Source organism: Streptomyces sp. NA02950 (assembly GCF_013364155.1).
Taxonomy (GTDB): Bacteria; Actinomycetota; Actinomycetes; order Streptomycetales; family Streptomycetaceae; genus Streptomyces.
In genome coordinates this window covers 8,652,165-8,664,716 of the sequence record NZ_CP054916.1, presented here as the reverse complement: position 1 = coordinate 8,664,716, position 12,552 = coordinate 8,652,165, and the positions used below count along the sequence as shown (strand labels likewise).

General features: G+C 72.3%; 12 protein-coding genes. 6 read left to right on the top strand and 6 right to left on the bottom strand.

Annotation, left to right across the window (positions count from 1 at the left end; all coding sequences use genetic code 11):
- Position 1: 1 nt before the first annotated feature.
- The 5 genes from HUT19_RS37170 to HUT19_RS37150 all read right to left on the bottom strand — a co-directional run bounded on the left by HUT19_RS37170 (position 2) and on the right by HUT19_RS37150 (position 6,810).
- Positions 2-1,132, bottom strand: coding sequence for a TIGR03364 family FAD-dependent oxidoreductase (locus HUT19_RS37170; RefSeq protein WP_176185096.1), 1,131 nt, complete (start codon positions 1,130-1,132; stop codon positions 2-4).
- 163 nt (positions 1,133-1,295) lie between these two features.
- Positions 1,296-2,087, bottom strand: a complete 792-nt coding sequence (locus HUT19_RS37165) for a GntR family transcriptional regulator (protein WP_176185094.1) — start codon at positions 2,085-2,087, stop codon at positions 1,296-1,298.
- Between the two features lie 59 nt (positions 2,088-2,146).
- Positions 2,147-2,767 carry a DUF4352 domain-containing protein gene (locus HUT19_RS37160; RefSeq protein ID WP_176185092.1) on the bottom strand — a complete coding sequence of 207 codons (621 nt, stop codon included), beginning with the start codon at positions 2,765-2,767 and terminating at the stop codon, positions 2,147-2,149.
- Between the two features lie 138 nt (positions 2,768-2,905).
- Positions 2,906-3,631, bottom strand: a complete 726-nt coding sequence (locus HUT19_RS37155; RefSeq protein WP_176185090.1) for a hypothetical protein — start codon at positions 3,629-3,631, stop codon at positions 2,906-2,908.
- A 380-nt stretch (positions 3,632-4,011) separates the two neighbouring features.
- Positions 4,012-6,810 (bottom strand): SpoIIE family protein phosphatase, encoded by a 2,799-nt coding sequence (locus tag HUT19_RS37150; RefSeq protein ID WP_176185088.1) that lies wholly within the window; start codon positions 6,808-6,810, stop codon positions 4,012-4,014.
- A gap of 438 nt (positions 6,811-7,248) precedes the next feature.
- On the opposite strand from HUT19_RS37150, the gene HUT19_RS37145 reads away from it, so the two are divergent.
- From HUT19_RS37145 to HUT19_RS37135, 3 genes are all read left to right on the top strand, one after another.
- Positions 7,249-8,019 (top strand): hypothetical protein, encoded by a 771-nt coding sequence (locus HUT19_RS37145; protein WP_176185086.1) that lies wholly within the window; start codon positions 7,249-7,251, stop codon positions 8,017-8,019.
- A gap of 157 nt (positions 8,020-8,176) precedes the next feature.
- Positions 8,177-8,887, top strand: coding sequence for a TetR family transcriptional regulator (locus HUT19_RS37140; RefSeq protein WP_176185084.1), 711 nt, complete (start codon positions 8,177-8,179; stop codon positions 8,885-8,887).
- Between the two features lie 20 nt (positions 8,888-8,907).
- Complete coding sequence (locus tag HUT19_RS37135) at positions 8,908-9,699, top strand: maleylpyruvate isomerase family mycothiol-dependent enzyme (protein WP_176185082.1); 792 nt, start codon at positions 8,908-8,910, stop codon at positions 9,697-9,699.
- 28 nt (positions 9,700-9,727) lie between these two features.
- Here HUT19_RS37135 and HUT19_RS37130 read toward each other — a convergent pair whose 3' ends face one another.
- The gene (locus tag HUT19_RS37130) at positions 9,728-10,579 is read right to left on the bottom strand and encodes an LLM class flavin-dependent oxidoreductase (RefSeq protein WP_176185080.1); all 852 of its coding nucleotides are present in this window, start codon (positions 10,577-10,579) and stop codon (positions 9,728-9,730) included.
- A gap of 93 nt (positions 10,580-10,672) precedes the next feature.
- Here HUT19_RS37130 and HUT19_RS37125 point away from each other — a divergent pair, with 93 nt between their 5' ends.
- The 3 genes from HUT19_RS37125 to HUT19_RS37115 all read left to right on the top strand — a co-directional run bounded on the left by HUT19_RS37125 (position 10,673) and on the right by HUT19_RS37115 (position 12,469).
- The gene (locus tag HUT19_RS37125; protein ID WP_176185078.1) at positions 10,673-11,131 is read left to right on the top strand and encodes an Lrp/AsnC family transcriptional regulator; all 459 of its coding nucleotides are present in this window, start codon (positions 10,673-10,675) and stop codon (positions 11,129-11,131) included.
- Positions 11,132-11,190: 59 nt separating this feature from the next.
- Positions 11,191-12,159 (top strand): DMT family transporter, encoded by a 969-nt coding sequence (locus HUT19_RS37120; protein ID WP_176185076.1) that lies wholly within the window; start codon positions 11,191-11,193, stop codon positions 12,157-12,159.
- Positions 12,160-12,277: 118 nt separating this feature from the next.
- Complete coding sequence (locus tag HUT19_RS37115) at positions 12,278-12,469, top strand: hypothetical protein (protein ID WP_176185074.1); 192 nt, start codon at positions 12,278-12,280, stop codon at positions 12,467-12,469.
- Positions 12,470-12,552: the final 83 nt, after the last annotated feature.

Here is a 12,552-nt window from a genome sequence, read left to right as displayed (position 1 = left end):
CCTACCAGCCCAGTTCGTCTGCGGTGGTCTCGGCGATGGCGGGGGCGCAGGTCATTCCGCGGCCGCCCGGCCCGGTGACCAGCCACACTCCGTCGCGCACCTGCTCCCGGTGGATCACCCGGGTGGTGTCGGCGCACTGTGCGTACACCCCGGCCCAGCGGCGGTGGATCCTCGGCAGGGGGCGGCCGAGGAGACCCTCGACGGTCGTGGTGAGGTGGTCGTACGGGTCCTCGACGACATCGAAGGGGAAGGGGTCCTCGTACTCGTGGGTGTCGCCGATGGTGAGCCCCCCGTCCTGGCGCTGCACCATCAGCAGCTGCATCCGGTGTTCGGCGGCGACGGCCGGCCGCGGCCGGGTGGCGGCCAGGGTGTCCAGGGCGGCGCCGCCGTAGGCCGGGTAGTAGCGGAAGCTGTCGGCGTCGGCGACGGAGGTGGTCAGCTCCTCGCCGAGCGGGGCGGTCTGCATCATCTGCAACCGGACCCGGCGCACCGGCAGCCGGGGGGCCAGCTCCCGGACCAGTCCGCCCAGCCAGGCTCCGGTGCACAGCACCACGGTGTCGCCGGGGTGCACATCGCCGTGGTCGTCGCGGACGGCGGGGCCGCCCGAGCCGTCGCGCACCTCACGGACCTCGCGGCCGCCGAGGTAGGTGTAGCGGCCGGAGGCGAGCAGCGCGGCCTTCAGCGCCCGCTGTGCGGTGCGCGGTTCGACCGCGGCGTCGCGCTCGCACCACAGCGCACCGCGGAGCGGGCCGCGCAGGGCCGGGTTGAGCAGGCGGGTCTCGTCGGGACCGAGCAGCTTGTAGCCGCGGGCGGCGGCGTCGGGGCGCTGGGCGGCAGCCTCGGCGACCGCGAGTTCGGCCTCGTCGCGGACGACGGTGAGGGAGCCGTTGGGCCGGAAGCCGAGTGCGGGGACCCGGTCGCCGATGGTCTCCCACAGGGCCCGGGCGCGCAGCGCGGTCTCCAGTTCCTCGCCACCGGCACGGCCGCTGACCCACACCAGGCCGAAGTTGCGCAGGGAGGCTCCCCGGGCCTCCTTCTCGCGCTCGATGTGCAGGACCTCGTGGCCGCGTTCCACGGCGTGCCAGGCGTGCATGGTTCCCACCACGCCGGCTCCGACGACTGTCACTCGCATGTCGGTGACGCTCCTTGTTCGGGTGGACCGGACTCATCCGGTTGGCAACGCCATGGTGAACGTCCACTCGAATTTGGACCAGACCCGTTATCATTTCGTCATAGAAAGAGGGACCCCGGAGCCCATCCGGCGCCCCTCGATATGGGCATGCGTCCCGTTTTTCTCAGTCGCTTGCTTCCTGGTCGCTCGTTCCGGCCCGCTGTTGGAGACGGGTGGTGAAGCTGAACCGGTCACCCCGGTACAGCGACCGGACCCGCTCCAGCGGACGCCCCTCGGTGTCCCGCGACACCCGGTGGATCAGCAGCATCGGCAGCGCGGGCGGTGTCCCGATCAGCAGTGCCTCGCGCGGTGTGGCCAGCACCGTCTCCAGCCGTTCGTCCGCGTCGCCGAAGGAAATGCCGAGCCGGTCGCGGAGATAGAGGTAGAAGGACGAGTCGGGGTCGAAGTCGGTGTCCAGCCGCGGCACCCGCCCCACCGCCACATAGGTGCTCTCCAGACCGACCCGCTCGTCGTCCGCGAGCAGCACACGTTCCAGGTGCCACACCGGTTCGCCGCGCTCGAGCCCGGCCTCGTCCGCCAGCCTTTCCGGGCACGGGAACCGGTCGAGGCCGATGAGGGTACGCCCCGGGCGCAGCCCCTGTCGCCGTACGCCCTCGGTGTAGCTGGCCAGCGCCAGCGGCTGCGCCAGCTTCGGCCCCGCGACCACGGTGCCCCGTCCGGCCCGCCGTACCCGGCCCTCCAGCAACAGCTCGCGCAGCGCCTGCCGTACGGTCTCGCGCGCGACCTCGTACCGCTCCGACAGATCGCGTTCGGTCGGCAGCAGCCCGCCCTCGCCGAGATCGTCCAGCAGCGCGGCGAGTTGTGTCTTCACCGCGTAGTACTTGGGCACGCGCCCGTGTTCGGGGATGCCGGCACGGACCGGGGCGCCGGGATCCTGGTCATTCGGGTAGTCCACGTCAGTGATCGTCGCAGACGGCGGCCCCGGCGCCGCGGACGGCGCCCGCCGCCCGGCCGTCAGCCCTCGCGGACCGCCCACTGGCCGGTCTCGTCGGCCGCGCCGCCGCTCGCGATGAACTGGAGCGAGGTCACCGCGGCCCCCTTGGGCACCTCGGCGACCACCCAGCCCACGGCCTTGTCACCCTTGGCCAGTTTCAGTTCGGTCGCCATCGAGGACCCGGCGGCGATGTCGGCGACGGTGGCGTCGTAGCGCCGCCCCTCGGCGTCGGCGACCCGGACGCAGTCCGGCGGACTGTCCCGGTAGGTGGCGGAGCCGGTGTTGACGAGACGGATCTGCGCGGCGACCCAGCGCTTGCCGAAGGTGGGAATGGTGTGCCGGTCTGCGCTCTTGGCGGGGTCGAGCCACTTCACCAGGGTGACGTCCAGTTCCTCGCCGTCCTCCGCGCCCTTGAGGCTGATGGTGTCGCCGACCGTCGACACCCCCTGGCCCAGGGGTCCGCCGGTGGTGGCCTCGTCCCGCGGGGCGTCCGCGGCGTTGGCGCCCTCCGGGCTCCCGACGGCCGACGGGGACGCCTCGGCCTGGGGCTTGGTGTCCACGGTGGTGCCGTCCTCGGTGCCGCATGCGGTCAGCGACAGTCCGAGGGCGGCGACGAGGAGCACCGTGGTGCGAATGGACATGGGTCCCCCCTTATGTGGTGGTTGAGGCTCGTGGGGGGAGAGGCACTGTATCGGGCGAGCGGGACGATGTGTAGGGATGAGACCGAAATGCCACCTGAGCACCACACCCCGCACCGGGTGCGCCACCACCGCGTCCGGTCAGAAGCTGAGCCGGCCGAGCAGCCCCTCGTCCTGGACACGGGTGAGGACCAGCCATGAACCGTCCTGGAATCGCAGCCGGTTGACGGTGGTCCGCCCGGGCAGCGGGGTCTCGACGGCCACCTCCTCCAGGGGTATCCGCTCCAGCACCCGCGACTTCCTGAGGGATCCGGTGGCCACCCGGCGCCGCGGTCCGGCGATGACCAGATGGGTGTCGGTGCGCAGCAGCAGCCTCCGGGGATAGCTGGACATCCCGTACCACCGCAGCAGGAGCTGTCCGGCGCGGCCGCTCCAGTCGCCGTCGAAGGTCTCGTCGAGCCGGTGCGCGGTCAGTTCGGCCGCGTCGTTCTCCTCCTTCTCCTGGTGCCGCGACTCCTTCTCCCTCTGCTGCTCCTTCTCGTGGCGTGCCGTCCCCCGCGCGGTGGCCGAGAAGGCCCGGTGAACGGCTTCCAGTGCGGCCCCGAGCAGGGCGAAGGCGAGGGGGACCGCCACGCCCAGCAGGATGACGGGTGCCACCAGCAGGTAGCCGAGCAGGACATGCGGACGGATGAACCCGGGCCGCAGACGCCCGCCGCCGGCGGCGGCGCGGACCTCGGCGGGCGGCGGGGGGATCCGTCCGATCTCACACCAGGTGCCCCAGGTGGCCGCACCGCCGAGCCGACGTTCCATCCGCTTCAGCTCGTACGGCCGCAAGTCCACGGGGTTCACCTCGGTGCGTCGGGGCATGGGGGCCGGACGAGCGTATCGGGGCGGCTGTCACCGCTGGTCAGCGGGGAGTTGGCGGCCACCGGGAGCACCGGACACCGCGCGGGGCGGTGCGGCGGACGTAAAGGTGGCGTCAAAAACACGGCGATCCGGTGTCAGAGGCGTGACAAGGGAATTGCGCGGGTGGCCGGGGCGGGGTGAGAGTGGAGGCGCGCGGCGGAGAGAGCCGCGGAACGGGTGCTCCGCCGTACGGGCGGGCCCGGCGCGATGACCAGCACCGTCGCCGCCGAGCACCACGGCCCGACGTGTTCACGGTGCCCGGCACCGTACCTGAGTGCGCGTCGGTCCCCCCGTGGGTGGTGGCACGTTCCGCCCTCCCCGCTCTCCCCGCCGCCGCACGGTCAGGGTGCGGGCAGGGCCTGCTCGGTCCAGATGCTCTTGCCGGTGGCGGTGTAACGGGTGCCCCACCGCTCACACAGAGCGGAGATCAGCTGGAGTCCGCGTCCCCCCTCGTCCGTCTCCAGGGCGCGGCGGATCCGCGGGGTGGTCAGACTGCCGTCGGAGACCTCGCAGACCAGGCTGGCGCTGCGCAGCAGCCGCAGCCGCACCGGCCCCTTGGCATGCCGCACCACATTGGCGACCAGCTCGCTGGCCAGCAGTTCGGTGGTCATGGCCAGTTCGTCGAGACCCCAGAGGGTGAGCTGTTCGCGGACGTGCTTACGGGCCTCCCCCGCCGCCCGCGGATCCTCCGGGAGCGGCCAGGAGGCCATCTGCCCGCGGGACAGTCCGTGCACCCGGACCACCAGCAGCGCGGCGTCGTCGGGGGTCTGCTGCTCGGCGGGGAGCAGACCGGCGGTGACGGCGTCGCAGACACGGTGCAGATCCAGGTTCCGGGAATCGCGCAGCAGCCGGGAGAGCCGGCCCAGGCCCTCGTCGATGTCGCGCTCCGCCGATTCCACCAGGCCGTCGGTGTAGAGGGCGAGCAGACTGCCCTCGGGCAGCGTCAGATCGACGGTGTCGAAGGGCGGGACGGCGGCTCCCAGCGGCGGGTCGGGGATCACCCCGGGGAAGTACGCGGTGCCGTCGGGGTGGACCACCGCGGGTGGCGGATGTCCGGCGCGGGCGAAGGTGCAGCTGCGGGTGGTCGAGTCGTAGAGGGCGTACAGACAGGTGGCGTAGGAGTCCGCGCCGAGGCCGCCCACGATCTCGTTGAGATGGCTCATGATCTCGTCGGGGGGCAGCTCGAGATGGGCGAGGGTGTGGACGGCGGTGCGCAGCCTCCCCATCGTGGCCGCCTCGGACAGCCCGTGGCCCATCACATCGCCGATGACGAAAGCGACCTGCTCCGCGGAGAGCGGGATGATGTCGTACCAGTCGCCGCCGACCTCCATGCCCTGCCCGGCGGGGAGATAGCGGGCGACGGCCGTGCAGGCGGGCGGCGAGGGGAGTTCGCGGGGCAGCAAGCCGCGCTGCAACTCCTGTGCCCGGGTGTGCTCGGCGTCGTACAGCCGGGCGCGCTCCAGGGCCTGGGCGACGAGGGCGGCGATCGCGGTCAGCAGGGTGCGTTCCTCGCCGGTGAGCCGGCGCGGCCGGTCGAAACTGATCACACAGGCGCCGAAGGGACGGCCGGAGGCGGTCAGCGGCAGGAACGCCCAGGACTGCTTGCCGACGGCGTGCGGACGGTCGGCCAGATTCGGGTAGCGGTCGGCGTACTCCTGCGCGGAGGAGACGAAGAGGGGTTCGCCGGTGCGCATCGCGTGGGCGATCGGGGTGGACGCCGAGACGCGATTGCCGTCCATCCCCGCGAGGAACTCCCGGGAGTAGCCGACGGCTCCGACGTTGTAGGCGCGGTTGTCCTCGATGGCCTGGACGATCAGACCGGTGGCGCCGAACGGCGGCAGCACCCGGCGCGCCACCGCGTCCACCACGTCCCGGGAGGTGGTCGCCTTGGCCAGGGCCGCGGTCAGTTCGGAGATACGGGCGGCGCGGCGGGCGGCGGCCCGTTCGGCGTCCTCGCGTTCGGCGTCGTGCCGCCGCCGCTCGGTGACATCGGAGAAGTAGCAGGTGGTGCCGCCCGGCACGGGGACCAGACGCAGGTGGTACCAGTGCCCGGTGTCCGGCAGCTGGATCTCGAACCCGGCCGGGGTGGCGGAGCCGGTCGCCTTCCGGCAGCGCTCCTCCAGTCCCGGCACCCGCCGCAGGCTGGGCAGTTCCCACAGCACCTGGCCGATCAGCTCCTCCTCGGAGGAGCCCAGGGTGCGCTCCGCCTCCAGGTTGACGAAGGCGATCCGCGCGGTGTCGTCGAGGGCGAGAAAGCCGTCGGTCATATGGCGCAGGGCGCGGCTGAGCGCGTCGGAGACCGAGCGGGCCTCGGTGCTGTCCCATCCGTGGCCGACCATCCGGACCGGTTCGCCCCGGTCGTCGACGATCACCCGGGCGCGGGCCTGGGTCCAGCCGTAGCCGCCGTCTGGGCGGCGTACCCGGTACTCGGCCGCGAAGACACCGCGGTCGCGGATCGCCTGCTGGGCGGCGGCGAGGGTCGAGGGGAGGTCATCGGGGTGGACGATCTTCATCCAGCTCTCGACGCTGGGGACGAAGTCGGCCGGATCGGTGCCGTAGACCTTCATGGCCGCCTCGTCCCAGGCCAGTTCACCGGTGCGGATGTTCCAGTCCCAGGTGCCGACCTCCACGGTCCGGCGGGCGGTGGTGAGGTGGCTGCCGATCGACGCCTCCTGCGGCGGGCGGGCGGGCGGGGGCGCCTGCCTCATCCGTCCCTCGGCCCAGGCGGCCACGGCCCGCAGAAAGGCCCACTGCTCATCGGCCGGCTCTCCGCGGTCCCCGCTCCAGACGGTGAGCGCACCGGCGGTGCGGTCACCGTCGAAGACCGGGACGGCGGCCATACCGGTACGGAGCCCGGTGTCGTCCGGCCCGGGCTCGGGCACCCAGACCTGATGACCCCGGCGGACGGCCTGGGCGGGCGCGGCCTCGCCCTCCTGGAGGACGATCTCCCAGGGGAGAGTGTGGGCCGGGGGCAGCCCGGCCGAGGACACCAGACGCAACGCGGACATGGGACCCCGCAGATGCACCATTCCGCCGAGGCCGCCGAGCTCGGCCACCGCGTGCTGAAGGGCCAGCCGGAAGACTTCGCTCTCCGTGGTGTCCCGGTCCACGGCAGCAAGCAGGGCAAGTCGCCCATTCATAGCAAAAACCCTACATCACACGGGGCGTTGCGTGATCTTCGGCGGCGGGTCCGGCGGCGCGGATGGATGACGGAGAAAACGGCCCCACCGCGCCCTCGAGGGATCCGTGAGGCCGCGTTCCGGGGGTCCGGAATTGCGGTGGAGTTCCCGCTCCGGTGGACCCCCTCACGATTCCGCGACACACCGCGCATTGCCTCGTACGACCGGCACACCCGCACAACCGCCCATGCACACAAGGGCACTGACCTGGCAGACTGCCGCTCCGGGCATTCCACCTTAAGCCTTCATTAACGCTTAAGGCTTCATTAAGGTCCAGCCCGGAATGCACCTTTCTGTGCAATCCTCAAGAATATTCGTGGGAGAAATTTCCGAACGCTCTGAAACGACTCCGGACCCCGCCCGTATGGAGATGCGGGCAGTCGGAAAAAGGAGTCGGAGATGACACGCAAGAGGACCCTCAGCCGCAAGAAGAAGCTCGGCCTGCTGGTCGGCTCGCTCGCCCTGGCGGGCACCGGCGCCGGAGTGATGGCGGCGACCAGTAACGCCAGCACCGACGGGGCGGCCCAGTCCTCCTCGGCCTGCGCCGGACTGGCCCAGGCGCTGGCCAACAACGAGAAGTTCATCGCGGACCAGAAGGCCAACCCGGACGCTCAGTCCCAGGCGCGGATCGAGAACCGCGAGGCCGTGGTCGAGGAGATCAAGCGCAAGCAGGAGGCGTCGGGCTGTGAGGTCGGCGAGAGCGCGGACCAGGCCGCGGGCAACGAAGGCGCGGCGGACGACCAGGCGGGCGGCGCCGACGACCAGGCCGCGGGCAACGAAGGCGCGGCGGACGACCAGGCGGGCGGCGCCGACGACCAGGCCGGCGGCGCGGACGACCAAGCGGGCGGCGCCGACGACCAGGCCGGCGGCGCGGACGACCAAGCGGGCGGCGCCGACGACGCCGGTGGCGCGGCCGCCGCGGGCGAGGTCGTCTGCAAGGGCTCGACCGTGACGCTGTCCGGTGAGGGCGGCGCTCCGGCCGCCTCCAGCAGCGAGTTCCCGGTCGGCACCAAGCTGAAGGTGACCAACCTGGACAACAACAAGTCCACCACCGTCTCCGTCACCTCGACCTCGGGCAGCTGCGCCCTGCTCAACAACGCCGCGTTCGAGCAGGTCCGCGAGGCCGGGAAGTTCCTGATCCGCAATGCCCGGATCGAGCGCGTGGGCTGATCCCGCCGCCCCCCGCCGCCGCCCGGTGCGGCGGCGGGCGCCGCAGGGGTGCACAGAGGTTTACCCGGAAGGTGAACAGCTGTGCACCCCTGGGCGCCGTACCGGCGCTCGCGTTGCGCTACGCGCCCGCACCACGCCGTACGCAGCGAGGAGAACCATGACCGACCCCGTCGGCGAAACGGGCCGGCAGGCCATCCAGCGCGCCGCCCGGCGGGCCTTCACCCAGCAGCCGTACGCCGAGGTGACCCTCCGCGGGATCGCGGCGGACGCCGGGATCAGCCCCTCCCCCGTCGTCAAGCACTTCGGCAGCAAGGAGCGGCTGTTCAACAGCGTCGCCGATTTCGGCGGCGCGGCAGACGAGCTGCTGGCCGCACCGCCGGCGGTCCTCGGCCGCCATATGGTGCTGAGCCTGGTGACCACCCGGCGCGCCGAGCTGATGGACCCCCTGCTGCGAGTGGTCTTCTCGCTCGGCAACACCGATGAACGCTCCCTGCTGCGCGAGCGCTTCCGGGAACAGGTCACCGCCCGGCTCACCGAGCGGCTGCCCGGTGAGGAGCGCGCGCTGCGCGCCGAGCTGATCGCGGGCCAGCTGATCGGTCTGGGCGCCACGCTCAGCCTCCACCGCTCGGGGGCCGGGGCCGCGGCCACCGCCGAGCACATCGCCGATCTGTACGCCCCGGCCCTGCAACAGCTGATCGTCGATGGGGCGAACGAGTGCCGCGTCAGCCAAGGTTCGCCCCGCTCGCCGCCCCGGCACGCACGCTCGCTGCGTTGGCCGAAAGCCCGAGCAGGCCCACTACGAGGGCTTCCCCGCCGGCTTGCGATCGCACGCGCCAGGACGCCTCGCTACCGGTCAAACCGTGGCTGACGCGGCACTAGCGTGACCGCATGACGCTGTTGAGCCATGAGCGCTACTGCGCGGAGATCGTCGCCCAGACCCGGCTGCTGACCTCCCATATCGAGGGCGCCGATCTGACCGCCCCCGTGCCCTCCTGCCCCGGCTGGAACGCCGGTCAGCTGCTGCGCCATCTCGGCGGGGGCCAGCGCTGGGCCGAGACGGTCGTGCGCACCCGGGCGACCGGGCCGGTCCCCGACGACCACTTCCGCGAGCTGTCGGCGTACACCCACGAGGACCCCGCCGTGCTCGGCCCCTGGCTCAGGGAAGGCGCCGCCGGGCTGGCGGACGCCCTGCGCGAGGCCGGGCCCGCGGCGGGGCTGTGGACCCCGGTCCCCGACGGCACCGCCCACTTCTACGCCCGCCGGTTCGCCTACGAGACGGCGCTCCACCGGGCCGACGCGGCCCTGGCGCTCGGTGCGGAGTTCACCCTCGACCAGGAGGTCGCGCTCGACGCCCTCGACGAGTGGATGGAGCTGGGCTCGCTGCCGATGCACCTTGACGTCCACCCCTGGATGCGGGAACTGCTCGGCCCCGGCCGCACCCTCCACCTCCACGCCACCGACACCGCCCCGGAGGCCGCGGCGGAGTGGGTCGTCGACCTCACCGGCGAAGCCGTCGTCTGGCGCCGGGCCCATGAGAAGGCCGCGGTGGCCGTGCGCGCCCCGCTCACCGATCTGCTGCTCCTGGTCTACAAGCGGCGCCCCGCCCGGGGCGAGGGCATCGAGGTCCTCGGCGACGGCACCCTGCTGGACTTCTGGCTGGAGCGGGTGAGCTTCGGCTGACCGGCCCGCACCGGTCCCGGCCGGCGGGTCAGGCCGCCGGGCCGCGCCCCAGCCGGGCCGCCACGGTGGCCAGCGCCTGCCACGCCACCTCCGGGTGGCGGGTCTCCTCCGGGTCGCCGACGAACGGGTCGAGCACCACGCTGCCGGCGCCCAGCAGACGCAACTCCTCGAGGTCCGCGGCGATCTGGTCGGCGGTGCCCCGCCCGGCCGGACGGTCCGGCCCGGTGACCGGTTCCTCGGTGAGGTGCAGCAGGATCCGGGGCGCGAACGAGGGCACCGGACGCTCCAGTTCGTCCGCGGCGGACTTCAACCGCCCCAGCCCGTCCCGCATTCCGTCGAGGGTCAGACGCAGCGGATGCCAGGCGTCACCGAGCCGTACCGCCCGGCGGATCCCGGCGCGGCTGTTGCCGCCCACCCAGACCGGGATGTCCCCGGCGCGGTAGTCGGCGTCGTTCCGCCAGGCGGTGCGGATGGTCTCCAGATGCCCGTCGGTCAGCCTGCCGCGCCGCTCGAACGGGACACCCAGCGCCTCGTACTCCTGCCGTGCCCATCCGACCCCGACCCCGAGCACCAGCCGCCCCCCGCTCAGCTGGTTGAGGTTGGCCGCCATACGCGCCACGACCAGCGGATGGCGGTACGGCACGATGAGCACGGTGGTGCCCAGGCGCACCCGGTCGGTGATCCCGGCCAGCCACGCGAGGGTGGTGAAGGGCTCGTAGAACGGTGCCGGGTACTGCTCGGCGACATCGGGGGTCACCACGACGTGGTCCGAGACCATCAGCAGGTCGTAGCCGAGCCCCTCCACCGTTCGCGCCCATCGCCGGAGCACCTCCGGATCGGTTCCGGGGCCGAAGTTCGGGACGTTCACACCAATCTCCATGGCTTCAGCGTAGGCAGTGATCATCCTTCGATGGAACAGAGTTTTCCCGGCATCATGGTGTTCTCGCCGTGGATCTGCCGGTACTGTGGCCGAATGACCGAGAGTCTCGACGCCACCGATTGGTCGATCCTGTCCGAGCTCCAGCGGGACGGCCGACTGCCGATCACCGAGCTGAGCCGCCGGGTGAGCCTGAGCGCCTCCGCGACCACCGACCGCGTCAAGCGGCTGGAGTCGCTGGGCGTCATCACGGGGTACCGGGCCGAAGTCGACCTGGAGAAGGCCGGTTTCCCGCTGCTGGCACTGGTGCGGCTGAAGTACTCCGGCAACCGGCACCAGCCGCTGCACCGGGTGCTGGAGGAGCGCCACGAGATCCTGGAGTGTCTGCGCACCACCGGCGACGACTGCTACACCGTGCGCGTGGCCGCGACGTCCATGCGCCATCTGGAAGAGGTCGTGGACGAGTTGGCCCAGTTCGGCTCCACCACCACCAGCGTGGTCTACAGCCAGGCCCTCCCCTACCGCGGCCCCGCGGAGCCGCCGAGGGAGTCCTAGGCCCCGCGCCCCTCATATTTCGATACGCACCGAAAGGAACGGGGCCCAGCCTCACCGCCATGACGATCAGCAACACCACGGACACCCGCTCCGACCAGCAATGGCCCGCCCTGGCCGCGGCGGCCGTCACCGTTCTTCTCTGGGCCTCGGCCTTCGTCTCCATCCGCAGCGCGGGCTCCGCGTACTCCCCGGGCGCCCTGGCGCTGGGGCGGCTGGCCACCGGCGCCCTCGCGCTGGGCACGATCAGTCTGATACGCCGTGTGGGCCTGCCGCCCCGCGCCGCCTGGCCGGGCATCATCAGCTCCGGAGTCCTGTGGTTCGGCGTCTACATGGTGGTGCTCAACTGGGGTGAGCAGCAGGTCGACGCGGGCACCGCGGCGATGGTCGTCAATATCGGCCCGATCCTCATCGCGCTGCTGAGCAGCAGGCTGCTGGGCGAGGGGCTGCCGCGGCCGCTGCTGGCCGGGATGGCGGTGTCCTTCTCGGGCGCGGTGGTCGTGGGGATCTCGATGTCCGACACGGGCGGCGCGTCCGTGCTCGGTGTGCTGCTGTGTGTGCTGGCCGCGGTGTCCTACGCCACCGGTGTGGTCTCCCAGAAGCCCGCGCTGGGGCACGCGGGGGCACTCCAGGTGACCACCTTCGGCTGCCTCATCGGCGCGGTGGCCTGTCTGCCGTTCACCGGGACCCTGGTATCCGAGGCCGCGGACGCGCCGCTGTCCGCCACGCTCAACATGGTCTACCTCGGGCTCTTCCCGACCGCGCTCGCCTTCACCACCTGGGCCTTCGCCCTGGCCCGCACCACCGCGGGGAAGATGGGCGCCACCACCTATGTGGTGCCCGCGCTGGTGGTGCTGATGTCGTGGCTGCTTCTGGACGAGGTGCCGGGGCCGCTCACGCTGGCGGGCGGTGCGCTGTGCCTGGCCGGAGTGGGGGTCGCCCGCCGCCGCTCGCGCCCTGCTCCGACGGCGGTGGTGGCGATGTCCCAGCCCGCCACCGCACCCCGCGACGAGCCGTCCCGGGCCGACTGACAGCCGGGGTGGACGTGATCCCGCGCCTCCTCGGTGTCTCCGGCCGTCAACTGACCGTGATGTCCGAGTGTGACCGGTATCGCAGGATGAGCCCGGCGCTCGTGGGTACCCGACGTCCATGGACAGAAATGAGCAGCCCCTGCTCACCCCCGATCTGCCGCCTCTGGTCGAGGTACCGGACCTGACGTTTCCCTCCCGGGGACTCCGGGCCGACGGTCCGACGACCGCGGTGGAGCGGGACGGCGACAAGGAGTCCAGCACCCCCTCCCCCACCCCTGGTGGCGCCACCGGGCACCCCCTCGCGGCTTAGGCCCTGTCCGGTGGATCTCATCGGGCCCGCGACGCCTGGCACCGCGCCCCCAGCTACCGCTGGAAGGTGTCCCCGGCCGCGTT